This window comes from Bacillus sp. AFS077874, from assembly GCF_002566505.1.
Lineage (GTDB): Bacteria > Bacillota > Bacilli > Bacillales > Bacillaceae_G > Gottfriedia.
On sequence record NZ_NUYF01000005.1, the window covers coordinates 603,207 to 628,986 of the forward strand.

Below are 25,780 nucleotides of genomic sequence, written 5' to 3' on the forward strand. Positions count from 1 at the left end.
ATGTATATATAATAATATATATACGTTAAAATATATTTCAAATGAAATATATTAGTAAATAAACCATGCTTAAGACAATGGATTAATTTAATAATAGTATAGGCTCATAAATAGACATAGTTATCCAATTTCTCTGATTTCAGGCAGAGTACTTTTTTGCTATAAAATTCATTAGCTTAAAAAGTTATCGGATATTGTACATAGTGTCTAAATTTGATGCCTCCTTAAAAATATTAATTTAATCTTAGCTTACTTTTAGTATGATTTCAATGCTTTCTTTTTATTCTTTCCAAATTAATGCCAATTCCTTACTCAATTTCTTTCTTAATTGGCGACTTTCTAAACGTTTAAATGCTAATTGCTGTAATTTAATTTCTTCCTTAGTTTCTGGAATTACCTCTACTACTTTATGTGGTTTTCCATCTTTTAGTGCAACAAATGTTACAAAACATGTTGCTGCAACTCTTTTTTCACCTGAAAGTAGGTCTTCGGCAGTAGCTCGAACAAATACTTCCATTGAGCTTGAGCCTGTTAAGATCACGAACGATTCATAATAAATGCAGTCACTTTCACGAACTGGACATAAAAATTCTACTGAATCCATCGATGCGGTTACACATTCCATTCTTGAATGCTTTGTAGCTGAAATGGAGGCAATTAAGTCCATAGCGGCAAGCATTTTTCCTCCGAATAATGTACCATGGTTATTTAAATCAGTTGGAAATATTCTACTACTATCAAATACTCTGGATTCTTTTACATATCTACCACTCATCGATTTCACCCTATCATTAAATAATTGAATAATATTTTTCTCGAACTTTTTTCGCAGATTTTACCATATTTGTTAAGGCATCTATTACCTCAGTTTCATTGCGCGTCTTTAAACCACAGTCTGGATTAACCCAAAATCTATTTGCATCACACACTTTTAAAGAACTAATAATATTTTCTTCCATTTCCTCAACCGATGGTACCCTCGGACTATGAATATCATACACGCCTAAACCAATTCCAAAAGGATAAGGGGACTTAGATAAATAAGTAGAAAACTCTTGATGACTTCTTGCATGTTCAATTGAAATAACATCTGCATCTAAATCAATAATTGTGTCCATAATATCGCTAAAATTGCTATAACACATATGAGTATGTATTTGTGTTTCATTTCGGACGCTTGAAGTAGCTAAACGAAATGCTCTCGTTACCCAATGTAAATATTGACCCCAATCTTTTTGCTTCAATGGTAAACCTTCTCGAATTGCAGGTTCATCAACTTGAATAATTGAAATGCCAGCCGTTTCAAGCGCTTTTACTTCTTTACGTAAAGCTAGTGCAATTTCATTTGCTATTTCATCTCTTGTACGATCCTCACGAACAAACGACCAATTTAATATTGTAACTGGACCTGTTAACATCCCTTTGACTGGTTTAGCTGTTAAGCTTTGTGCATACTCAGTTTCATTTACAGTAATTGCCTTCGTAAATTCCACTTTACTAAAAATAATTGGCGGTTTAACACAGCGCGATCCATAAGATTGAACCCACGCTTTTTTCGTAAATGCAAATCCCTCTAATTTCTCACCAAAATATTCAACCATATCCGTACGCTCGTACTCACCATGTACTAATACATCCATATCAATATTTTCTTGAATTTCAATCCATTCTTTAATTTTCAATTTAATTTCATTCATATATTCTGAATCATCGATCGTTCCTTTGCGCCATTGCTGTCTTATTTGTTTAATTTCCTTCGTTTGAGGGAAACTTCCAATTGTAGTCGTTGGTAAAATCGGTAAATTCATTACTTTATTTTGTAATGGATATCTTAAATGGAATGGTACTGGTCTTCTAAAATCTTCTTCATTAATGGATTCCAGTTCATTACTAGTTGAATGATTTTTTTTGCTAAGTTGTTTTAAATTTCCTAAACAATTACTTGCATATTTAACTTCATTATCAAACATGCTCGCTTTGTTAATTAATAAACTTTTTAGTATAACTAACTCTTCTAATTTTTCATCGGCAAACGATAATGCCTCGAACAATGTTTCATTTAACATATTCTCTTCAACTTTTGTAACTGGTACGTGAAGCAAACTACAAGACGGTTGAATCCACCAATCTTTTGGACTTATTTCTTTTTTAAGAGAATTTAAAAAATCAATGGAATCATTTAAATCATTTCTCCAAATATTACGTCCATTAAGTATTCCTATGCCTAGTACCTTGTCATTTGGAAATCCGTACTCAAGGATCGACTGTAAATTCCCTTCTTTACCGTGAACAAAATCAAGACCAATGCCTGCTACCGGGAATGAAATTAGTTCTTTATATTGTTCAACTGCTTCAAAGTAAGTTTGAAGCATAATTGATAAAGTAGGTACAGCTTTTGTGATTTGATCATATACTTCTTTCATAAAACGAATATCTTCGCTTGATTCTTCTAACACAAAACATGGTTCATCAATTTGTACCCATTCAACACCTTCATTTTCTAGCTCTTTAAGCATTTGTATATAAAGGTTTACTAGATTATTTATTATGTTTCGTTTTTCTTCTTTTTGGTAACCTTTTGCTAACTGTACAAATGAATAGATTCCTAGAATGACAGGTTTCGTTTTTATACCAAGCTCAATTAAAGCCTCTTTGTATGCTTCTAATGGCTTATTGAATATCAATTTAGATTGCTTTTCTTTTTGATATTCAGGAACGATATAGTGATAGTTTGTATTAAACCATTTCGTCATTTCACAAGCTACAATGTTTTTACTCCCCCTTGCTAATGCAAAATACGTATCTAGACTTGGTCTTTCATTTATTTCACCAAATCGACCAGGAATCCAACCAAACATAGTAGCAAAATCTAACACATGATCATAAAACGTAAAATCATTTACAGGAACTAGCTCTACACCTAAACTGTGCTGTTTCTTTATTAAGCTTAATCTCAGTGATTTCATTTCCTTCTCAAATTCTTCTTGATTAATTTTCTTTTGCCAAAAGCTTTCTAACGTTTTTTTCCATTCACGATTTTCACCAATTCTCGGATATCCTAGATTACTTATATGTACCACTTTTTCCCTCTCCTTTTAACTAAAATAAAAAAGCATTTTTATCTCATAAGAGACCAAAATGCCTTTAAGTTGGAAAACATAAATAATTAGAATACTTTAACTTAAGCTTTCTTTCCATAAGGCACCTCCCTATCTCTCGTAGGTCAAACAGCGTCGTTAGAATAGGCAGGTCTCCTGACTTAAGAATCTTTGTAAATAAAAGCTTTCCTTATATTAATAAGTGGCATCTTCATATTTACTCCTCTATTACAGTGGCGGGACCGTGTTGGAATTAAACCAAACTTCCCTTTTAAGTAAATGATTTCAAACTTTGAACTTCATTTACACCTTTTCCCTACTATTTAGTTTTCATCATTTTGTCATAAAATGCAAAAATAGTCAAAATATTTATTTTTTATTTTTCGTTCTATTTTAAAAAAAATTTTTATTTTGGATTAAATAAATGCTGTTGATTTAGTAATTCAAGTAATTAAAAAATGCGTTCGTATACTAATCTCATCCAGTTTAATTACTGTTTGATCTAATCATACGAACGCATTGATTGTTTATAAAATTTATATTTTTATTGAATAGCTATGTTCAAAGAAACATCTTACCATCAAACTAAGTAATGTATTAATTAGCTATTTCTTCATCTGATTGAGCATCTAATGGTACACGTTTTCCGATACCAAAAGCATAGAAACAAATGACAAGGATTGCCAAGAAAATAATCCCTACAATAAGTGAGATACGTGTGTCATCATTAAACCACATACCGATTAATACCATAACTAAATAGGCTAGTGTTAAGTAGTTAGTAAATGGTGCAAAAGGCATTTTAAAAGGATGATTTTTAATTTCATCTCCTTTTACTTTTCTGAAACGAATATGACTAATTAAGATGACAAACCACGGGATCATCCCAGGAAGTACACTTGCACTGTATACATACACGAATAAGTTTTTTGGTGCAATAAAATTTAAAATAACGCCAATTACTAAACCAATTAGTACACCGAACGTACCGAATAAAGGCACTCCGTTATTTGAGACTTTTGTAAAATATTTTGGTGCTTGTCCATTTATACCTAATGTATAAAGCATGCGACCTGCACTATAAATACCACTGTTACAACCAGACAATGCAGCAGTGATTACGACAAAGTTAATAATTCCAGCTGCAGCTGTAATACCAAATTTTGCAAAAGTTACAACAAACGGGCTACCAATCGAATTTAGTTGATCCCAAGGGAAAACTGTTACAATTACAAAAATAGCACCAATATAGAAGATTAAAATACGCCAAATAAGACTTTGAATCGCATCTTTTAATGTTTTTTTCGGATTTTCTGCTTCTCCAGCTGTAATACCAATCAATTCAACGCCTTGATAAGCTCCAACAACTAGTGAAAGTGCAAAGAAGAAACCTGACCAACCACCTGTAAAGAATCCGCCATTTTTCCAAAGGTTAGATATACCAATCGCATTTCCACCGTTCCCAAGACCGAAGAAAATAAGACCAAACCCTGCAACAATCATTAATAAAATCGTAACGACTTTAATCATTGCAAACCAAAATTCAAATTCACCAAATGATTTAACGGAAATTAAATTTGCTGCACCAAGAATCACAATTGCAATAATTCCTGGTATCCAAGCAGGTAGGTCTGGAAACCAGTACTTCATATATGCCCCAACTGCAATAATTTCTGACATTCCAACAATAACCCACTGGAACCAATTACTCCAAGCAGTCATATACCCTGCTAAAGGGTGTATATATTTATGGCCAAATGTCGCAAATGAACCTGTACTTGGCTCTAGGTATAGCATTTCCCCCATTGCACGCATAATGAAGAAGATAAAAATCCCCGAAATTGCATAAGCAAGCATTACTGATGGGCCTGTCCAATGAATTGTACTCGTTGAACCCATAAATAAACCTACACCGATTGTACCGCCTAATGCAATCATCTGAATATGGCGCGCTTTCAATCCTTTTTTCAATTCCTTTTGTGCCATTCTATTTCCTCCCCTTTCTGATGAAACAATTGTCATTTTTTGAATCAATCTTAAAAACTTCTCCCCTAAAACCATTACTAACTTACTTTAGAATATTTACAGTTAAAAAGCTTCTTTATCTTCCTATAATTAACTGATCTTTCGAATTGAACTTGGAATATTTTTCTTATTTTTCTTACGTAAAATACTAATAAAATAACCAATAAAACCACCAATAATAGCTGGAAATATCCAACCTAAACCTAAACTATACAACGGGAGGTACTTATTGAAAAAATGATGAATTACTTCAATCTGTATTCCAGCTGAGTTTAACCCATCAAATAGACTCACAATAAAAGTTAAGATCAAACTGCCTTGATAAACTTCTGACCTACCTTGAAAAGTATAGTGTAAGAATGTTAAGAAAATTAAGGATATAGCGATAGGATATAGTGTCATTAATACAGGAATTGAAACTTTAATTAGCTGTGTTAACCCTATATTTGCTATAAGTGTACTAAATACAGTCATAATGATCGCAATTTTTTTGTAAGAAATGGCTGGAAACAATTCATGAAAAAAAGTAGAACAAGCAGTGATTAGACCTACACTTGTAGTCAAACATGCCACTGTGATCATTAAACCTAATAATATTGCCCCATAAGAACCAAAATAATAGTCTGATACTTTCGCTAAAACTTCAGCTCCATTATCTAATCGACCAAGTTTCTCAACACTAGAAGCCCCCATATATGTAAGAGCTGAATAGATTATTGCTAAAAGTGAAGCAGCTATTGCTGTTGACTTTCCACAAACGATCATAAGCTGTTTTTTAGTCGTAACTCCTTTTCCTTTAATTGCGTTTACAATAATAATTCCAAAAACAAAAGCTACAAGAGCATCCATTGTTAAATAGCCTTCTTGGAAACCTTTAAAAAACACATTTGTTGTGTATCCTTTAAATGGCTCTTGAAATTTCCCAATTGGATGAACAATAGCGATAACAACAAGCAATCCGATAAACGTTAATTTAATAGGAGTTAGAAATTTTCCAACTACATCAATTATCTTTGTAGGATTAAGTGATAACAAGCATGTAACTGTGAAAAATAAGATTGTAAATATGATTAATGCACCAGGACCTGCATCATTTGATAAAAAAGGTTTAACGCCAATTTCAAACGATACATTCCCTGATCTAGGGATAGCAAAAAAAGGACCAATTGCTAGATAAAGAACCGTAGTAAATACAATACCAAACAATGGATGTACACGTCTAGCTAAAGATTGCAAATTTTTTTCACCTGAAAAAACAAAAGCTGTAACACCTAACAATGGTAATCCAACTCCAGTAACTAAAAAGCCTGCATTGGCGATCCATAAGTTTTTTCCGGCTAACTGTCCAAGTATGGGTGGGAAAATTAAATTTCCTGCTCCAAAAAACAGTGCAAATAACATAAAACCTAGAATGATTATAAAAGTATTAGGTACTCTTGGTGACATAAACAACAACTCCGATTATTAATTTGTATAAAGTTTCCCAATTGGACTAATTTTCAGACCAAACAATCTTACCTCACATTTTCATCAAATTCAATAAAATTATATATAATAAGATATTGTTTCTTCGCGTTATTATATTTTGTCACAAATTTTTCAAAACTATAAAACCGAAATCAATTGATTTTCTTTAGATTTGTTGCTTCTAGAGTAAAGAATTTGGATTTAAGAGATCTAAAAGTAACAAAAAAAGCACCTCAGTTGATAAACTTGGGTGCTTTTTTGCTGTTGAAATACAACCTTGTCAATTAAGATCCAATCTATGTATTATAAGAATCATTTGAACTTTTTTTCAAACTTAGCTCTTAAATATTTTTAACTTCTCAAGAATAACCAATTACTAAAGTTTGTTGATCTTATAAACCTGCTCAAACATATTAATATTTAAAATCATTATTAGAAAAGCAAAAATGAATAATATTATAACAACATTCACTTAAATTACGTCTGTCCATTTTATAATTCAACACTCTACAGGTACCCCATTCGATAAACAGGAGTGCTTTTTTAGAATCTAGTTCTTTTTTCCTATTTTTTTGATCAATCAATGGTTATTCAAGGTACATTTTCATAATGTGAGCTTGTAGGAAGATCAGTATTTTAAAAGTTATTGAATATAATCATAAATATTCTTCACTAATAGTAAACAGGTTACTGCAATAAAAAGAGCACGTACATATCCACTTCCTTTTTTTATTGCAAATTTCGAGCCACATATCGCGCCTGCAATTTGTGCAATTCCCATTATGATTCCATAAGTGTAGTTTACTTGTCCTAAAAACATAAACATTAACAATCCAGCAATATTACTACTAAAGTTTAAAAATTTTGCATTGCCTGCAGACTTTAAAAAATCAAACCCAATCATTAAAAAAGCAAAAATTAAAAATGATCCTGTTCCAGGTCCAATGAACCCATCATAAAAGCCAATCGCAAATATCGTAACTAAAAAAATAATGAATTGATAATTGGGTAAGTTTTTTTGTGTTGAAATGCTTCCCCAATCTTTCTTGAAAATAGTAAAAATTGCTACTGCTCCGAGCATAATTAACATCAATGGCTTAAGTATTTCAGGGTTTAACAAATGTACAGTGTATGCACCTAATAATGAGCCAACAAATGAGAGTGGAAAAAATTTAAGCACTGATTTTAATTCGATTTTACCAGAACGATAAAACATTAATGTACTTGTTAGAGAGCCAATTGTCGCTGCTAATTTATTGGTAGCTACTGCCGCGGCAGGGTTAAGTCCAGTGAATAATAATGCAGGTAGTGTAATCAACCCACCACCTCCAACAACAGAATCAATAAATGAAGCTAAAAATCCAAAACAAATTAAAATAATTAATAAAGATGAGTCTAGATGCATTTCTATCAACCTTTCAAAATAGTCACTACTGAAATAGTAACTAACAAATTGCTATCTGTAAATAGTTATTGTAAATTTATTACATAAACAAAAAATAGGAGTGCGAAAAAATGGAAGATCTAGTGCAACAGTTCAAAAAATTAGGTTTTAACGAATATGAAGCTAAATCTTATGTATCACTCGTTAAACAAGGTCCTGTAACAGCCTACCAAGTTAGCAAGGACTCAGGTATACCAAGAGCACGTATTTATGATGTGTTAGGTAATCTTGTTGAAAAAGGAATTGTCTTGAAAGAGGAAATAAATGACACGACACGATATTCACCTCTGCCGGTTGAGATCTTTTTACAGAAGGCCCAATCAGAGTGGCAATCAACTTATTCTGTAATAAGTGACTCTTTAAACGACCTAGAATCATTTGGTGAAAAAGAGGACAACCGTGTAATTACATTAAAAGACTATAAAACGATTATTAACTATTGTGAGACGTTGATAAAAAAAGCAGAAAAACGGATTGTGATTTCAATGTGGGACGAAATGTATGAGGTTTTGAAAAAAGAACTAATTTCAGCGACTGAAAAAGCTACCATACAAGGAATTACGCTACACGTCGAAAATCCAATAGGGAATCTAGAAAGTCATCGCATTACACCATTTACTGAGACCAAGTCTACAGATCATTGGTTTATTTTGTCGATTGATTCTAAAGAGATGATTTATGGACCATCCATTGAAGAGCGCAGTGTTGCTTTTTATACAAATGATCCAGTTCATATTTATTTATTAGAGGATTATATATGGCACGATGTATTAGTGAATAGACTTGTTCGACGTAGTCAAGACGATTTAGAGCAATGGATTACTTCTGAGCGAAGAGCCTTTTTCATGGAATAATATTAAGCAAATTTAAGGAACAAATAAAATAAAGCATAAGGTCTTGATGAACTTATGCTTTGTTTCCAGTCTATTGTCTGTTACACACATTTTGGTTAATAACTTTTTTGCTATCTGGCATTTTCTTAAGTAAGGAATCATTAGAATGGCACCTATAAAGAACGTGATCCCCTCAGTAAGTGTTAAAGACCAAATTGTGCCATTTAATCCATAAAAATAATGCAAGATGATGACAACTGGAATGAAAAGAACACCTTGTGTAATTGACATTATTCCTTTTGTAATTCCTTCACCAGACGCTTGGAAGATACTAGTGAATAAACCAGTGAATCCGTTAAAAACAGATGAAATAAGTTGAGCTGTTAAGATTAATGCTCCAATACTTAGCACAGCTGAATCGCTTGTAAATAAACCGTGTAAAGATTGTTTTTTAAACCCACTAAAAGATTATTTATGTCATTTGACCTGTATTTTTCCCAGTCCAAAATTATTAACAAAAGTAAAAAAAATTACCATATATCTTTAAATTTAGGTCTGTTTAACCAAAACAATATTATGCACTAAGTCTCAAACCTATATTCTTACAGAACTACATCTCTCAATAAATAAAGGGTATCATTACTTAATCGATTACCGCGTTGAAATTGTCACGTTCTTCATTGAATGTCGATTGGTTCTCAAAGACTGAACGATAATAAAATAAAGAGCAGTATACCACTACTATAATACGTAAAAGTTTCTAAGTATTATAATGAGGAAACTGCTCTTTATGATTAATTAACCTACAGTAAGAGAAAAGTAATACATCCTGCTGGTTTTTTCCATTATACGAATAAACTTAGTAATAGAATAAAGACCAATCCGCAAACGGAAATAATTGATTCTAGTAATGTCCAAGTTAAGAAAGTTTCTTTCATACTTAACCCAAAATATTCTTTAAACATCCAGAAGCCTGCGTCATTAACGTGTGAAGCGATTAAACTACCAGCTCCAGTTGCTAGTACGACTAAAGCTAAGTTAGCGTCAGAATGTCCTAACATAGGAATAACTAAACCAGAAGTTGTTAATGCTGCAACAGTAGCAGAACCTAAGGAAATTCGTAGGATCGCTGCAATAATCCAAGCAAGTAAAATCGGAGACATTGAAGTTCCTTTGAATAACTCAGCTACGTAATCACCAACACCGCCATCAATTAACACTTGTTTGAAGGCACCGCCACCTCCGATGATTAAGAGCATCATCCCAATATGTGTAATTGCAGTTGTACATGAGTTCATAACTTCTTTAATTGGTATTTTTCTAGCTAATCCCATTGTATAAATCGCCACTAATAATGAAATAACCATTGCCGTACCAGCATTACCAATAAAGCGAATCGCTACTAGTAGGCTATTATCATCAAATCCAATTGTTTTTTGCAGTAAATTAACAATTGTTGCAAATGACATTAAAATAACAGGAAGTAAAGCTGTAAAAACACTGATTCCAAAACCAGGAGTTTCTTCAAGTTTAAATGTTTTTTGTTCACCTAAAGATGCAATATTACCCGTTTTTGTGAAGGATGCAGGTACTAGCTTTTTAGCAAGCTTTGTAAATAAAGGACCTGCGATAAAAACAGTTGGTAAAGCAATAATAAAACCGTAAAGTAATACTTCACCAATATTTGCATGATATTCACCAGCGATTACAGTCGGACCTGGATGAGGCGGTAAGAAACCATGTGTAACAGATAACGCAGCCGCCATTGGAATACCTAAATATAAAATAGAAACTTTTAATTGTTTTGATATGGCAAATACAATTGGAATCAATAATACTAATCCTACTTCGAAGAATAAAGCGACACCGATAATGAATGAAGCAGCAACAACTGCCCATTGAATGTTCTTTTCACCGAATTTGTTAACAAGCGTCATGGCAATACGTTGTGCGCCACCAGAATCAGCGATCAACTTACCAAGCATTGCACCAAGTCCAAAGATTAATGCTAAATGACCAAGTGTTCCACCTAATCCAGCTTCAATGGTTGTACCAATATTGTCTGGTTTCATTCCTAGTGCTAAAGCAACTCCAAATGAAACAATAATTAATGAAAGGAAAGTATTTAATTTTAACTTCATAATTAAAACAAGTAATGCTAATATTCCGATTGCTACTATAACTAGTGGCATGGAAATCCCCCCCGAATATCTATTTATTTTTATTAATTAATCCTCTTTGATAATTAGCAATTCGCTTATAATCTTTTTCTAATACTCTAGATAGGCTAATAAAGATTGGCAATAATTCTCGATATTCTCTTACTGCATCTTCATTAGGAGTATGTTTGTGAGTATTACCGACCATTTCAGATACTACTTCAAAGGATTCTATTTTTCCTGTTGCATAAAGACCTAAAATACAAGCACCAAGACATGAACTTTCATAGCTTTCTGGTACGACTACATCTAAATCAAAAATATCAGACATCATCTGACGCCATACATTTGATCTTGCAAACCCACCAGTTGCTTGGATTTTAGATACTGGTCCATCCATACATTCAATTAAAGCTAAAAATACTGTGTAAAGATTGTATATAACCCCTTCAAGTGCAGAGCGAATCATATGCTCCTTCTTATGTGCCATCGTTAAGCCGAAAAAGGATCCTCGAACATCAGGATTCCATAATGGTGCACGTTCACCCGCTAAATAAGGATGGAATAACAAGCCATCTGCCCCAGGTTTTACTCCTTCGGCAATCTTTGTTAATACTTCATATGGATCAATACCTAATCTTTTTGCAGTTTCAACTTCCGAAGCCGCAAATTCATCACGAATCCAGCGAAAAATCATACCACCATTGTTCACTGGCCCACCGATGACCCAATGTTTTTCCGTTAATGCGTAGCAAAATATTCGTCCTTTTTCGTCAGTTTGTGGTTTGTCAATAATCGTTCGAATTGCACCACTTGTCCCGATTGTGACTGCAATTTCTCCTTTTCGAATCGCATTTACTCCAAGATTGGAAAGTGCGCCATCACTTGCACCAATTACAAATGGAGTTTGTGGATCAATTCCCATTTGTCTAGCTAAATCAGGATTACAGTTTGTAAAAATCTCCGTAGTAGATACTAGTCTTGATAGTTGGTCAGTTGAAATCCCTGCAATCTGTAAAGCTTCCTCATCCCAATCTAATGTTTTAAGATTCATCATACCCATGGCTGAAGCAAGGGAATGATCTACAACATATTGGTCAAAGAATTTTTTAAATACATATTCTTTAATCCCAATATATTTTTTTGCTTTTTGTGCGATCTCTGGTCGTTCGTTTACAATCCAGGTAATCTTGCTTAAAGGTGACATTGGATGAATAGGAGTTCCTGTTCGTTTGTATATTTCGTGACCATTTAATTCATCTTTAATTTTATGAGTCCAAGACTCACTTCGATTATCTGCCCATGTAATACAAGGCGTTAAAGGTTGATCATTTTCATCCATGGCAATTAGGCTATGCATTGCACTACTAAAAGAAATAAATAATATCTCTTTTTGAGAATGTTGTTTCATTATTTTAGAAACCGCTTGCACTAAAGCTGTAAAGATCTCTTCTGGGTCTTGTTCAGCTGTTGAAATATCAGGTGTATAGAGTGGGTATCCGATATTCTCTTGCTGGATGACTTCACCAGTTTCAGTAAATAAAACGGCTTTTGTGCTTGTGGTACCGATGTCTAACCCTAACATATAGCTTGTCATTATTCTTGTTCTACTCCTTTTGAAAACATTTGTTGAGATCTCCATAGATCTTCTACTTTTCCTTGAACATCATCAAAGTTTTGATGTAAAGATTGAATCATAAGATCTCTATTCTTCGTACCAATTGCATCAATATATAATTGGTGATTATCGACTATTCGTTGAAAGTCTTCGTATTTTTCCTTAAACCGTACTCGCATTGATAAAAGTATAAACGCTTCCATAACTGGTTTTGCATTATTCCAGATCATCAAAATGTAAGAATGATCAATCGCTCGAATAATCGTTTCATGGAAAAATACATCTTGAAATGAAAACTCATCAGCATCTTGATATTTAATGGCAATTTTCATCATTTCAAGAATTTTACTCAGTTCCATTACCAATTCTTTCGTGTCTAATTTTACCAATCGTTCAAATACAAATGTTTCGATTAGTAATCGCACATCATATATTTCTTCTATTTCTTTTTCAGTTAATCCAATAACTACTGCACCCATTCTTTCTAAACGAATCAGATTTTCAGATGCTAAAGTTTTTAATGCCTCTCTAATAGGAGAACGACTCACATTAAAATCGGCAGCCAATTTATTTTCTGATAACTTGGTACCGCTTTCAATTAGACCAGAAATTATCTGCATCCTTAATTCATATGTTACACGATCACCAGCTGAAGCTTTTGATAGCCATTTTTCCGGATAAAGATATTTCTTTAATTCTGACATAAGTTCACCTTCATTTCCATACGAGTATACTTGTATACAAGTATTATAAGAACATAATTTAAAAAATGCAAGCGCTTTTAATTCAAATTACACTACTAGGTAATAGATTTTGAATATCATGAACAATTTATTACAACCAGTTTGTTTAATACGACGCTCCCCAATTAAGAATTCCTAGTAATTATTAATGACTATTGACAGTTTATGATTCCTTTAACTTCAAAAAATTGGAAAAAAAGAAAAAACCTATGTTAACTAATTAGAGGTGTAAATCAAAAAAAGAACATGAAAATAAAATCCTCATGTTCTTTTTTATTATTTCAATTGGATAATGCCATTAAATATTGCGATAAAACCTATTCCAATACAAATTAAACGAACAGTTCTCAGTTTTATTTTTGATCCTTTAAAGTAATATAATAAAAATCCTAATAAAACTAAAACGATACCTATTAAAATACTAGAAAAATAAAATAATGGGGCGAGGTTTTCAAGTGCATGGTCTATTGTATTTTCAATTTTTCGTTCCAAAATTCTTACACCTCCATTGTGTTGATTCTATTTGAGATAATGTTCAAGACAAAAACACATAGCAACACAAGTATGATTGTAAAAATTATGATTGGACTATCTGAAGAAATAAAGCCTGCCACTATGTTACTAAGCAAAGAGCAAAGCAAGACTGAGGATATAATCGTAGTTGTTATAGACTTCTTAATAAATCCGATTGCCATGGAAATGACACCAACACTTATTGCAGAAATTGACATATATACTGTAAGTTTAATGCCCCTTTTTATGATATCAAAAGTTATGTTTCCTTGAACCAAATGGTAAATAGATTCACTAATACCAAAAATGATGTATATGCATATACTTGTTACGATCATTGCAGTTGCCACAAAAAGTGAAACGAATATGATTTTCACAAAAAAAACTTTGCTTCTGCTAATTGGATAAGAAAATAGTAATATTGTCCGTTTACCTGAATATTCTTCAATTACAATTTTTGAAAACATTGCAGATGATAACAAACTGAAGGCGAACATACATACGGTACTAAATAAATGAATAATTCTTTCATATCCTGCAAACATTTTCATGTCCGGGTCTGTTGGTTCAATCCTTGGCGCAAAGGCGAATAGATAGATTATTCCTAACAGAAAGATTCCAATCATAAAGGCTGAATAAATATAGGAACGAATATTTACCTTTTTTAATTCAAGTTTCATTAAATTAAACATTTTGTTTCATCCCTCCATTGACAATATTAAAAAAATATTCTTCTAATCCATTTGTTAATTCATTTTTATTAGAAGATAGTTCTATTTCTTTAATAATACTTCCATCAACGATAATTCCTACCACATCTGAGATATGTTCAATTTCACTTAAAATATGACTAGAAACAATGATCGTCATACTAAATTCTTTTACAAGGTATAGAAAAAGCTCCCTAATTTCTCGTATTCCAACCGGATCTAGCCCATTGATTGGTTCATCTAATATTAAAAGTCTTGGGCGATGGATAATAGCTCTTGCGATTCCTAATCGCTGACGCATACCTAAAGAAAATTGAGAAACAGGTTGATTGCCTATATCCCTTAACCCAACTATATCTAATGTTTCATTTTGTTCAATAAAAATTCACCGCTCAAAAAAGCTGTTCTCTTTAAGGCAACTAAAAAATTAGTTAACTGCATGGTCTATCTAATCTTTTTCTATAACAAGCACATGTGTTTGTTATAGAAAAAAATTACCAGAATAATAGAGGATCTATCTACTATTCGGGCTATCATATTATTGTACCGTTTTTCCTTTAGGTACACTTTTATTTCCAGCTTTATCAATTGCATATACTTGTAGGATACTACCCTTATCAGTTTAGCGATATTTACACTGAATGTACCCTTGCTTGTGGCTGTCGCTTTACCAATAAGGTTCTTTCCATTGTATATGTATATAACTACGTTGCTTTCCGATTTTCCAGTTACCTTTGTTGTAGTTGAAGTAACTTTGTCAACTTTTGATATAACTGCTGGTGTTTTATCAATCACGGTTTTTGTAGTTGATAAATTACGATTACCTGCACGTTGTTTTGCAATAATTCCCACACTAAAATACCTTTTGAATCTGTTTCTCCTATACCGATTAATTTAGTTCCACTATAAATCATAATGACTGAATTAGCTTCTGCTTTTCCACTTACTACTGCTTGGTTGTCAGCAATTACATTAGCATTTGCCCGTGTATGTGCTGTTTTGTCAATAACTGTTATAACCTATATTTACTTTTATAATTTGGGGGAATTCTGGCTATTTCATTAGAATTTCAAATAAATTGTGCTATTAAACTATCAATTTGTTCAATTAAAAAATCAAAAAAATAACAAAAACGACAGCCTCCATTATTTTGGAGACTGCCGTTTTCTACTTTAAAACCCATTTATATCGCGAATTAAATTATATGCATCTGGTGTCCCAATACCTGAAGCCATATCATAGCCAGATGTAGCCGGATAGTACAAGTTTGTTCCAGACGTAATATCATGATATGCTGCATATTTTTGAGTTGTATTAAAGACTTGATAAAGAGTTGGATTTGCTTGACCGAGGTTGCCTTTGCCATTTGCTTGTGCAAATTGATTATTGAGTGCAGCGATTCCAGCCCATAATGGTGCGGCAGCTGATGTTCCACCGACTACATGCCAAGCACCTCCAGTATAGATTGAATATCCGGTGTTAGGGTCGGCAGCTGCCGATACATCTGGAACCTCCCTTTTTCCATTCGAATAACTGTTTTGGACACCAGGGCCTGACTGGAATGACGGCATAGCATAAACTTTAGATAATCCTCCACCGTCACCAGATTTGGTTGTTTTATTACTCCAAACGGATTCTGAACTGTATGAAGTACCGCTTAAATTCAGGTGAGTTCCACCAACTCCAGTCACATACGGGTCATTTGCGGGACTATCGACCTCTAAAGTTCTACCTCCGGAATCGTAGGCACCATTGTCTCCAGACGCAGCAAAAATACTTTGTCCTTGGGCAGCAAATTGTTGGAATATGGTATGTAAGCTATTCATCGTCGCAGTTGCTTCATGCTGCTCACCGATTCCCCAGCTAACAGAAATTGACTTTGCCGTATTATCAGAGGCAATTTTTTGATAAGTATCAATTAAGCCTTGGGCGCTATTTGGACCTTCGTATACAACCACTTGTGCTTTTGGAGCAATTGCATTGATTACCTCAATATCAAGTTCAACTTCGATTGCACCTTGACCTGCAGCACCACTATAACCATCAATATATACATTTGTTGGTGCAGGGCTACCTAGGCCATAGTAGTTGTTATAGGTACTAATGTTCGTTGCTTTATATCCGTCCAACTCCATGACTGCTACAGTTTGGCCAGATCCAGTATATCCGGCAGTTGCCAATGGGTTGACATCGTAAGCACCTTTTAATTCAGACGGTGTATAACCGCCAGCTGGACCACTGCCCACTTTCGGTGTCACTGCTTTATTCTGTAGAGATGAACTATTAATTTTCGAATGTGTATAATGTGGTTCATTATTCAGACCTTCAACATTCGTAATCACCCCAGAAAATTCAGCGGGAATGGAAGGAGCTTGATCATTGGCATAATAGATTTCACCATTTGAATCTTTATAGTTATTTATAGTTACACCAAAAGTATCCTCCATTTGACCAATTGTGCCACTGACGGTAATAAAGGCATTATTGGAAGAAACATTTTCGACTTTAAAGCCTTGGCTTGTCAAATAGCTTTTAACATTGGCAACAGTTGTATCAGTTGGTCCATATTGATTTTTAAATTCGTCGGGAGTTAAGTATTTCTTGTAGTTGATGGAGTTAGGGTTTTTTAAGCTGGCAATATAATTATCCAGTTTATCGCTGTTTCTTAGCTGAAGGGCAATCGTTATAGAAGCTTTGGAGTTACGGTTTGTGTGACCAATGGAAGTGCCGTGATTTGCAGCGGTTGGAACTGCCTGAATAAGTTGTACATGTTTGGAAGCTGCGGCAAAAGTTGAGCCTCCTGGGAAATACATCGATAATGTTAACAATGAAGCAACAGTCGGTACTAATAATTTTCGGTTTCTTATTTTCATCCTTATACCTCTCCTTAGTTCCTAAATAAGATTTTACCAACAATCTAGAAATCAAAGACAATTTGAGGTTACCCGACTACCATGAAATTAAAATTCCCAGTCATTCCTTTTGGCGATCGGCTTCGGGTTAAGTATCACCTTCTTTCAATAATACAATTTTCCATTTAGCATATATTTTTGTTATGTAAATGTTTATGATTTGAGTTTGACGTAAAAATTAGAATCTCCTGCAAAATCCATTTTTTTTAATTGAATTATAAAGAATCTTAAAGAATCTTAAAGTAACTAAACTCCCAGATAGTTGTCGTACAAAGAAAAAAGAGTTATTTTTTGCAACTCTTTTAAACTTTTTCTTATCAAAACCTCTTTTTTCTCATTCATGAATCCAATATTAGTAATAAATATATTACAAATATTCCTAAATAGTTTTAAGTTACCATTCTCTAGAATAGAATTAATTTAAAGATGCCCTCAACTGATTTTTCGTGTCATTTTAACCAACTGTTTTCCCATTAAGTTTCATTAGTTCATTTTGAAGAAACTATAATGATAGAAGGTGATCTATTTTATGAGTCATTTCTTATTAAGTAGACTTGGCAACTGGAAAATACAAATTCATTGCCATCCTGGTATTAGAACAGTTGGGAATGAGCGAGAAGTGCTTTTACTCGATGAAGAACATGAAAAAATTGCACATTTTTCAATTGATACAAAGGGATCCTTTTTAATACTACAAACCCCTTGGGGTGGTTATGTAAAAATTAAAGAAGGCTACCAAACAATCGTTGTACATATTCCGTATGAAGAAGATACAGAGGAATAGTAGAATGCAATACTGCTTTATAAATAACTGCATAATTCAATAAAAAAAAGAGTGTGCCATTTAGCACACTCTTTCCTCATTATTTACGTAATGTTAAAAATTCTAATTGTCTTAATCTTACTGTGAAGAATGTAATCGGATCAAAGTAAATACTTGGATTAGATTTCATATCTTCTAAAGTTTGATTATAGTTAGCAATTGCTACTCTTGTTTCATCAACTAGTTCATGGATTTGCTCAAATGGAGCATGTAGGAACATTGATAAATCTCTTGGTAAAGTTTTTTCAAACATTTCAAATTGTAGGAAAAACTTCATTGATAATTCTGATGTTACATCATCATAGTTGACATTATCAACGTACTTTTGATATTGAGCAACAAGCTTCGATTTATTTTGTGGTAGTAAACCTAATAAGATACCTGAGCTCTTTAAGATAAATTGAGATGGTGATGAATTTAATAAAATATTCATGTCATCTAGCTGAGTCATAGAAGTCATTCGATCAGCATCACGGCGCCAGTCATCTAATACTTTAAAATCACACTCAAGATTTAAATATTCATTTCCAATGTACTCATTTAAAGAATCACTCATTTCAGTTAAGTAACCTTGAGTACCTTCTAATAAAACACCTGATTCTTTAATCCAATTTTGAAGAGCATCATTTAGTTTCGGTAAAGTATTCTCTCTTACATACTCACCAATTCGAAGATTCATCTCTTCGTTAATCGTTTCAAGAATTGTACCGAAATCACTATCTTCTTTAATTAATTCTTTACATTCTTTGAGTAGACCAGGAATACTTAGCTTCAGGTCATATTTTAATTCGTCTTTTAATTCACGATACGAGCTTTTAATTGTATTTAAATGTTCCATTTCTTTATCTTTTAAAGAATGTAATAGACCATTTAATTTGTCATCAAGAACTTCATTCCATTCAACATTAGCACGTAATTCGTCTTCTTTCTCAACTCGTTTTTCTAATAAGAAATTAATTAATTTGCGAATAGCTAATAATAATTTCTCTGTTTGTTTAGAATTTGCTTCAGTTGAAAGAACGTTATCCTCTATAAATAATTCTAAATCTTTAAATTGATCGTGATTACTATAAATTGAAGAATAAGGTAATACTTTAGCGCTAGGGAAATCCAGATTAACTTTCGCTTGGATTTCAGCGCGAACTCGATCAATTTCTTCTTTACTATAAATAGAATCCATCTTATTTAAAATAAAGTGAATCGGTAGAGTTGGTAATTCTTTATGAATTTTAACTAGTAAAGATCGTTCGTTTTCTGTATAAGGTGCAGTAGCATTTAAAACATAAACAAGTCGATCTGCAAGTTTTACAGACTGAAATAATGCTTTTGTATTAACCTGGTTTCCATCAATTCCAGGTGTGTCAATGATTGATAGGCGATGCTTTTCTAAAAATGAATTTGGTAATTTATAATATACTAATTCATCACCTTTTAACAGATTATTTTCAACTGTTGTTAAATCGTAAAAATCTGCAAATTCAGCAAGCTTTGTATTTCCTTCCTTCGAAAATACGCTAATATTTGAATCATTATCTTGTTCAAATAATACAGGCATTGTCGTAGAAGAACCCATCATTTTCTCACCTAAAAGTGAGTTTACAAATGAAGATTTACCGTTACCTGATGTACCAGCAACAAGCATAGTTGTATTTTCAAATTGAGTTAATTTACTTGTCCACCACTCAAATCGGTCTCCAACTTCTATTTCATTTAAAGCAGACCATTGTAAAATGTTTTCAAATAATTCTTTTCCAATTTCGAAGCAATCAGGCGTTTTTAATAATTGTTCAAATGCCATTTCTGCGTCAGCAACAATTTGATAATCAATACGGCCTGGGAATAATCGATCCCATGCAAGTGTTGCAGTCGTTGCTAAAACTGCTCCTTTTAAATCGGTAATACGTAACCAATTTGTTAAGAAGCTTGGCATCATTTCCTCAAGCTGAGCTACAAAATAATCACCTTCAACTAATTCTTCGTATGACATTGAATAGATTGATGGCAAACGATTCCACTTCACACCTGTCTCAACATTGATTTGGAATAACATATCATTAAATGTTTGTAACCAATTTACATAAACTGATTGTTCTCTGTAACTATTCCAAAGTGCTTCTACCATTAATTCAAAGTGCTCAAGATTGACTTTAGCCAATGATAGTAACGGTTGCACAAAGTAACTTGGTGCCATTTCTTTTGTTACACCATTTATAATGTATTCTCTTAATACAATAAACCATTTTAAATCTTCTGTTCGAATTGATTCATCTGAAGCTAGCGCTACAGCACTAGTCCAATCGTGATGTTTTTCATAAAAATTACGTGCAATTCTCGTTACGTTTGGATAATCAGGATTATATTTTACTGCTTCTTTAATAATACGATCTGCTTCCTCGTATTTCGAAACATCGATATAAAGAGAGAATAGATTTAAGAAAATTTCAGATGTCAAAGTACTACTATCTGTTTTAACTTCTTTATATAGCTTTTCTGCTGTTTCATATGCACCAATTTCATAATAAGAATCAGCAATATTTTTCTTTGCCCAATCGCTTAACTGGTTTCCGACTTTTTCCCATTTGAAAACTGCAGATTCAAAATCTTTATTTTCAAAATAAACTTCACCTTGTGCAAATCGGATAGATGAAAGATCCATATCATCATTTTGTTCATTGTAAAGGTCAGCTAAAACTGCAATAGGATGGTTATTGTTATTGTTTTCATTTTCATTTAAATACGATTTATAAAATTGTTTTTTAATAAATTGTTCTTTCACTTTCACTTTAACTTCCACTGTCATGTTATCACCTACTATGTATAATAAAATCAAATTAAGTCCAAAAATATGCCAAAAGGATTATGTTAAATTTATACAGCATTATTATTCTACCAAATTAGAGTAGCTGAAATTGTGACAATTCTATGTCATTTTCAAAAGATTTTTGTTATATTTGTTACGTTACATACAAAACATAGGTAAAAGAATATTTTTTTTGGAGGCATTATGCTAACTTACGAAGAAAAACTAACAATTATTGAATCATTTCCAGAATTAACTAAAAAGCCAGTCTCACTTGGACGTACAAATTTTCAATACGAAGAAAGTTTAAAAGAAAAAAAGAATGTGGTATATCATTTACATCCTAATGGAAACGGCTTTGTATATGCTGAAGGTATTAAAGGATACAAAACAAACGATAAAGGTATGGTAAATATAAGAGAATTTACTGAAGACGAACTTCGTACAGTACTTACTAAATCAATTGAAAGCCTATCATTTGAACCTATTTTTGATGAAGATGAAGAAGTTGAAGAAATCTGGGTTAATGCGAACGGACAAGTCCTTAAACTTGTTTCAGAAATGGACATGTGGAATGTTTACGCAGGAGAAAATCTTGATGGTACATTCAATAGCTACGGTGAAGCTTGTGAATATTTAGATGAAGAAGGATTTAATGTTCAAGACTAAACATCGTTAGAAAAAATTTAGAGCTTGGGAAATCCAAGCTCTTTTTTAATTAAATATTTTAGTGTAATTCTGTTTGTGATTTACTACCTTTTTTAGAGCGATAGACATTTCCTTTTGTGTTGTCACCACTAGTAGGTGCTTGTCCATGAAGTTCAGGTGCGTTTTGATTTTTACTTCCTTTGCTGCCATTTTTACTTGTCATTTTGCTTCCTCCTAATACCATTTATCATAAATAGATTCCCATTTTAAATTAAAGATTATTCAAGGAATTTAAGCACATAATAATAAAAAAGGAGGGTTAAACATGGCAAAAGGACATACAAACAAAGGTCCACAGAAAAGTTCTGTAGATCAATTTGGACATTCAGAGGAATCTGCTTATTCGAAGAGTAAAAAAATGGAAGAGTTTCATAAGAAAAATACTGAAAAAGACAGCTAATAGAACTTTTAATTCTTTTAAATGTACTTGCTAATTTTCCTTCAACAAGTCATTATAAAAGTATGATTAAATTGGAGGAAACAAAATTTATGAGCGAAAATAACAATGAACCAAAAAAAGTTAGTCTTCAGGAATTAATGAAACAAAAGTTGGCTAGCAAAAAACAGCAAAATTCTAATCAAAATTCTGGAGTAAATGCTGTTAAAGATATGACGAAAAAGAATCAAATTTCAAAAAGGCCAAATAATCAACGCAAACGTATGGGTGTGTAATTAGAAAAAACGACTGAGGCAATCAGTCGTTTTTGATTTCACATTTTTATATGTCTTCTAAGAGATTTTGATTGCTATTATTTTCACCAAAGGTTAAAACTTCCTCTACTGGCTGATAAGATTCACCGTAAAAATGTGTATCCCTATATGTATGAATCATATTATATGTTTTTTTCATTGCTTTAAAAATCATCTCTTCACTCTCATTATTTGGAGACCAGTACAAAATCTCCATAGGGTTTATTTCTTGAGTTGCTAGTGATCGTCTGTTATATCCGATCGACTGAGCATGCTCAAAACCTTCTCTTTTATAAAAGCGAAGCCTTTTTTCTGTATCTGTATCTTCATAATTAACTGGTTCAACCTCTAAAATAATCGGTTTGCCCTTCTTCTTTAGCTTTTCAAGCAATTTATACCCAAGACCCTGCCCACGGGCATCTTTCGAAACGAACAAGTAATCGATAAAGACAAAATCATCTAGTTCCGCATACATTAAAACATGATGTGGACCTTCATCTTTATGGTAAATATCTGGTCTCTCTTTCAATAAGGTTTCCATATGTTCCCTTGATTTCATTTCTTCAACTGGAAAATACTGATTTAGTTTTTCATACCAATGCATTGATATTCTCCTTTTCTTTCTTGCAGTTTATAGCATCACACTAGACAAGTCATTATTTCATTTAACTCATTAGTAAATATCTATCCAAAAATAATTAGTAAGTCCTTTCAAATGAAGTATTTGAAGTATTAATACTTTTCATGCAAGAAAAAAAGTTCATTGATATGAAATTAACATTATTTCCTTAAGGAAACCCAATCTTCCGCTAACATTCCATAAACGATGTGATCTACATAATGATCATACAACCATTCTGCTTTCCTGATCCGACCTTCTTGAAAGAATCCTAATCACTCAGGAATAGCACGGCTTTTTGTATTTTCAACAGCAGCACGAATCTCGACCGATTTAGCAAGAGATCTGTTAATGCATAATTAACAAATGCATGACAAGCTTTTGTCATTATGCCTGTACCTTCAAAACCCTTTCCTAGCCAATAACCCATACTTGTCGACTTATTTGACCAATCAATTTTATGGAATCCGATAACCCCAACAATTTTTGAATTTGACCAAATACCAGCTTGAAATCCATTATTTTCAGCAAATTGCTTCATAGTTGATTTTATAAAATTCTCTGTATCCTTAGGTTTTTGATTATATGCTATTAATGGCAACCATTCTTTTAAATGTTCCATAGAATTGATTGTTAATTTGTATAACTCATCTGCATCTTGTAGAGTTAATAACTTTAATTGCAAGTTTTCTTCAATTTTATAACTAAACATAATCATTACTTCCTCAAAATTTGGTTTTTTTCAACCTAATTGCTGACTTCTTACTCAATAAAATCTCGGTCATTAATTGAACTAAGTTTTTCTGTCGGCAAATCATCAGGAACTCTTATAAAACGAGAATATAGTTCAGTACCTGTTTGAAGTTTTTTATCAAATAAATTAAAGCAATCGATTACTCTTATGAACTTCCATTCTACTGTTTGATCATATTGATTTAAGTATTCAACTTCATTTTTTAATGCTTCTTTTTCACCAATTAAATAAGCTTCTTCCTCTGAAGGTGCTTTTATAAGTAAAATGCTTTCCTCAAATGTCTTTTGTCCGTCACTACCGTAATCTTCATCGATTTTTTTTGGTGAAGGATTTCCTGATATTTTACATTCATATAACACTTTTACTGAAAACCACTCCCATTTATTTGATCTTTTTTTTCGTAATCTTTTTCTCATTTTTCCCTCCAAATATATTACGATTAATAATAATACACTCGATTAATTATACCAGGAATATCCAATTTCTATTTCCGTACTTCCTCCCCGATTATCTAAAAAAAAAAGACAGCTTTAAGCTGCCTTAGTCGATTATGTCAACGATGTGATGGCCACGATCCTTGCATTTTTCTTATTTGAATAATTTGTCCGGTATGGTAAGCGTCATGTAGTAATAAATCCATTAATTTGACTTCAAAAGAATTTCTCATTAATTCCTCATCTGTCATATTACTCAATAGCTGTCTTAATCTACAACTAATATTTTCCAAACGGTCAACTACCTTCTTCCATTCATTTATATCATTCGATGGTTCAGTAAAAAAGAATGTTTTGTCACCGTCTAGATTCTGTGTCCACTCTCTACCTTCTAAATTTGCTACAATCCTCTCTTTGTAATAAAGAAGATGATTAACGTTTTCCCAAATTGATTTAGTTGCTTCCCCTGATGGTCTCCAACCAGCTTGTTCAGCTGTAATTCCTACAATTGAATCTTTTAGTGGAGCAAACCAACTTTCCTTATCATATGTTTTGTCTAATACGTTTAAAAACATTTCTTTTCGATTCATAAAAATTCCCTCCTTTTTTAAACTCTAATAATATTAGAAATTACTTCTGTAAAGTCTTCTCATAACCATTAAACTTCATTAAAAAAGTTGGACTAAACTTGAACTAAATGATAACAATTGATTCATATAGAGGTCACCACTGTTTATTAATTCAACAAATGGCTTTTTTTACCTTTTATTTTTTATCTTTCTTATAACATTTGTATCTTTGGGATCAACCTTCTAGAAATTAGCCCTAAATACATCTATAAAAAGAAAAAAGGAGTCACAACCATGACTCTCTTAGTAGCATTAACTTTTAACTTACAATGTTAAGTACAAACATAACTAAAAACACACCAGAAAGTATACTAATTTTTTGAAACTTTGTTCGTTTTTCAAACCAGTTCCATTTTTGATTCTCTGTATTAAGTCCAAAATAAAACATCAAATAATCAATAGTACTCATTAATAAAGCCCCTAATACGACCCAAAAAAAATTTGACATTCAAATTCTCCCTTTATGTAAACGATATTTATTAAAAAAATTCTAATTTTCCTTAATTGTACATTAAAGTTTGATATTTATAAATTGGGGGAATTTCACCATTTTAAGAAAAATATCGCAAAAAAAAAAAAAACGATAAATTATAAATTTATCGTCAATGAGTGTTTAAATTAAACATAATCATAGAAGGTTTATGTCTCCTTACTCAAGAGAGCTTCATGAGTATGTAAAAAAGCCAAAACATGAAAATTAGTTACTCATAAGGGGGTCATGAGTTAGTAAAAGTCAAAAAAGATGGTAATAGGTTACTCATAACAGTTTCATGAGTTAGTAAAATAATAAAAATATGAAAA

General features: G+C 32.4%; 25 protein-coding genes, 1 pseudogene and 1 riboswitch. Of the genes and pseudogenes, 5 read left to right on the forward strand and 21 right to left on the reverse strand.

Annotated elements, in window-relative coordinates:
* Window positions 1-280: 280 nt before the first annotated feature.
* The 5 genes from COJ46_RS04705 to COJ46_RS04725 all read right to left on the reverse strand — a co-directional run bounded on the left by COJ46_RS04705 (window position 281) and on the right by COJ46_RS04725 (window position 7,995).
* Entirely contained in the window at window positions 281-775 is a 495-nt protein-coding gene (locus tag COJ46_RS04705; RefSeq protein ID WP_097978676.1) for an acyl-CoA thioesterase, read from the reverse strand.
* 16 nt (window positions 776-791) lie between these two features.
* Entirely contained in the window at window positions 792-3,080 is a 2,289-nt protein-coding gene (gene metE / locus COJ46_RS04710) for a 5-methyltetrahydropteroyltriglutamate--homocysteine S-methyltransferase (protein WP_097978675.1), read from the reverse strand.
* 147 nt (window positions 3,081-3,227) lie between these two features.
* A riboswitch (cobalamin riboswitch) is annotated at window positions 3,228-3,426 on the reverse strand.
* A gap of 269 nt (window positions 3,427-3,695) precedes the next feature.
* A complete protein-coding gene (locus tag COJ46_RS04715) occupies window positions 3,696-5,084 on the reverse strand; it encodes an amino acid permease (RefSeq protein ID WP_141437839.1) in 1,389 nt (462 codons plus the stop codon).
* Window positions 5,085-5,213: 129 nt separating this feature from the next.
* Entirely contained in the window at window positions 5,214-6,569 is a 1,356-nt protein-coding gene (brnQ, locus tag COJ46_RS04720; RefSeq protein ID WP_097978674.1) for a branched-chain amino acid transport system II carrier protein, read from the reverse strand.
* A 664-nt stretch (window positions 6,570-7,233) separates the two neighbouring features.
* Window positions 7,234-7,995, reverse strand: a complete 762-nt coding sequence (locus COJ46_RS04725) for a TSUP family transporter (protein WP_420488116.1) — start codon at window positions 7,993-7,995, stop codon at window positions 7,234-7,236.
* Window positions 7,996-8,105: 110 nt separating this feature from the next.
* Here COJ46_RS04725 and COJ46_RS04730 point away from each other — a divergent pair, with 110 nt between their 5' ends.
* Window positions 8,106-8,888: a TrmB family transcriptional regulator gene (locus COJ46_RS04730; protein ID WP_097978673.1), complete on the forward strand. Its 783-nt coding sequence runs from the start codon at window positions 8,106-8,108 to the stop codon at window positions 8,886-8,888.
* 12 nt (window positions 8,889-8,900) lie between these two features.
* Here the strand turns inward: COJ46_RS04730 and COJ46_RS04735 are convergent, their stop codons facing one another.
* From COJ46_RS04735 to COJ46_RS04775, 9 genes are all read right to left on the reverse strand, one after another.
* Window positions 8,901-9,278 carry a hypothetical protein gene (locus COJ46_RS04735; protein ID WP_176522660.1) on the reverse strand — a complete coding sequence of 126 codons (378 nt, stop codon included), beginning with the start codon at window positions 9,276-9,278 and terminating at the stop codon, window positions 8,901-8,903.
* Window positions 9,279-9,712: 434 nt separating this feature from the next.
* Entirely contained in the window at window positions 9,713-11,059 is a 1,347-nt protein-coding gene (locus COJ46_RS04740) for a GntP family permease (RefSeq protein WP_097978672.1), read from the reverse strand.
* Window positions 11,060-11,078: 19 nt separating this feature from the next.
* On the reverse strand, window positions 11,079-12,623 hold the full coding sequence (gene gntK / locus COJ46_RS04745; RefSeq protein WP_097978671.1) for a gluconokinase: 1,545 nt from the start codon (window positions 12,621-12,623) through the stop codon (window positions 11,079-11,081).
* The gene (locus COJ46_RS04750; protein WP_097978670.1) at window positions 12,623-13,348 is read right to left on the reverse strand and encodes a GntR family transcriptional regulator; all 726 of its coding nucleotides are present in this window, start codon (window positions 13,346-13,348) and stop codon (window positions 12,623-12,625) included. The genes gntK and COJ46_RS04750 overlap by 1 nt, the downstream gene beginning before the upstream one ends.
* A gap of 315 nt (window positions 13,349-13,663) precedes the next feature.
* Window positions 13,664-13,879: a hypothetical protein gene (locus tag COJ46_RS04755; protein ID WP_097978669.1), complete on the reverse strand. Its 216-nt coding sequence runs from the start codon at window positions 13,877-13,879 to the stop codon at window positions 13,664-13,666.
* Between the two features lie 5 nt (window positions 13,880-13,884).
* Window positions 13,885-14,592, reverse strand: a complete 708-nt coding sequence (locus COJ46_RS04760) for an ABC transporter permease (RefSeq protein ID WP_097978668.1) — start codon at window positions 14,590-14,592, stop codon at window positions 13,885-13,887.
* Complete coding sequence (locus COJ46_RS04765; protein WP_097978667.1) at window positions 14,585-14,995, reverse strand: ATP-binding cassette domain-containing protein; 411 nt, start codon at window positions 14,993-14,995, stop codon at window positions 14,585-14,587. Before COJ46_RS04765 ends, COJ46_RS04760 begins: the two co-directional genes overlap by 8 nt.
* A 74-nt stretch (window positions 14,996-15,069) precedes the next feature.
* Window positions 15,070-15,462 (reverse strand): Ig-like domain-containing protein, encoded by a 393-nt coding sequence (locus COJ46_RS25220; protein ID WP_097978666.1) that lies wholly within the window; start codon window positions 15,460-15,462, stop codon window positions 15,070-15,072.
* A gap of 320 nt (window positions 15,463-15,782) precedes the next feature.
* Entirely contained in the window at window positions 15,783-17,483 is a 1,701-nt protein-coding gene (locus COJ46_RS04775; RefSeq protein WP_097978665.1) for a S53 family peptidase, read from the reverse strand.
* Between the two features lie 568 nt (window positions 17,484-18,051).
* Here COJ46_RS04775 and COJ46_RS04780 point away from each other — a divergent pair.
* Window positions 18,052-18,306, forward strand: coding sequence for a hypothetical protein (locus tag COJ46_RS04780; protein ID WP_097978664.1), 255 nt, complete (start codon window positions 18,052-18,054; stop codon window positions 18,304-18,306).
* A gap of 79 nt (window positions 18,307-18,385) precedes the next feature.
* On the opposite strand, the gene COJ46_RS04785 is transcribed toward COJ46_RS04780, so the two are convergent.
* Entirely contained in the window at window positions 18,386-21,145 is a 2,760-nt protein-coding gene (locus tag COJ46_RS04785; protein ID WP_097978663.1) for a dynamin family protein, read from the reverse strand.
* Between the two features lie 204 nt (window positions 21,146-21,349).
* Here COJ46_RS04785 and COJ46_RS04790 point away from each other — a divergent pair, with 204 nt between their 5' ends.
* Window positions 21,350-21,814, forward strand: a complete 465-nt coding sequence (locus COJ46_RS04790) for a hypothetical protein (protein WP_097978662.1) — start codon at window positions 21,350-21,352, stop codon at window positions 21,812-21,814.
* A gap of 58 nt (window positions 21,815-21,872) precedes the next feature.
* Here COJ46_RS04790 and COJ46_RS04795 read toward each other — a convergent pair whose 3' ends face one another.
* Window positions 21,873-22,016, reverse strand: coding sequence for an imidazoleglycerol-phosphate dehydratase (locus COJ46_RS04795; RefSeq protein WP_097978661.1), 144 nt, complete (start codon window positions 22,014-22,016; stop codon window positions 21,873-21,875).
* Between the two features lie 102 nt (window positions 22,017-22,118).
* Between COJ46_RS04795 and COJ46_RS24920 the strand changes: the two genes are divergently transcribed.
* Both COJ46_RS24920 and COJ46_RS04800 read left to right on the forward strand, forming a co-directional pair.
* On the forward strand, window positions 22,119-22,253 hold the full coding sequence (locus COJ46_RS24920) for a hypothetical protein (RefSeq protein ID WP_286131686.1): 135 nt from the start codon (window positions 22,119-22,121) through the stop codon (window positions 22,251-22,253).
* Between the two features lie 89 nt (window positions 22,254-22,342).
* Complete coding sequence (locus COJ46_RS04800) at window positions 22,343-22,525, forward strand: hypothetical protein (protein WP_097978660.1); 183 nt, start codon at window positions 22,343-22,345, stop codon at window positions 22,523-22,525.
* Window positions 22,526-22,571: 46 nt separating this feature from the next.
* On the opposite strand, the gene COJ46_RS04805 is transcribed toward COJ46_RS04800, so the two are convergent.
* From COJ46_RS04805 to COJ46_RS04825, 5 genes and pseudogenes are all read right to left on the reverse strand, one after another.
* The gene (locus COJ46_RS04805; RefSeq protein ID WP_097978659.1) at window positions 22,572-23,147 is read right to left on the reverse strand and encodes a GNAT family N-acetyltransferase; all 576 of its coding nucleotides are present in this window, start codon (window positions 23,145-23,147) and stop codon (window positions 22,572-22,574) included.
* Between the two features lie 176 nt (window positions 23,148-23,323).
* Window positions 23,324-23,874: pseudogene (locus tag COJ46_RS04810) on the reverse strand (GNAT family N-acetyltransferase).
* A 50-nt stretch (window positions 23,875-23,924) separates the two neighbouring features.
* The gene (locus tag COJ46_RS04815; protein ID WP_097978658.1) at window positions 23,925-24,332 is read right to left on the reverse strand and encodes a DUF4288 domain-containing protein; all 408 of its coding nucleotides are present in this window, start codon (window positions 24,330-24,332) and stop codon (window positions 23,925-23,927) included.
* Window positions 24,333-24,469: 137 nt separating this feature from the next.
* Entirely contained in the window at window positions 24,470-24,940 is a 471-nt protein-coding gene (locus tag COJ46_RS04820) for a DinB family protein (RefSeq protein ID WP_097978657.1), read from the reverse strand.
* A 298-nt stretch (window positions 24,941-25,238) separates the two neighbouring features.
* Window positions 25,239-25,427, reverse strand: a complete 189-nt coding sequence (locus COJ46_RS04825) for a hypothetical protein (protein WP_097978656.1) — start codon at window positions 25,425-25,427, stop codon at window positions 25,239-25,241.
* Between the last annotated feature and the right edge of the window lie 353 nt (window positions 25,428-25,780).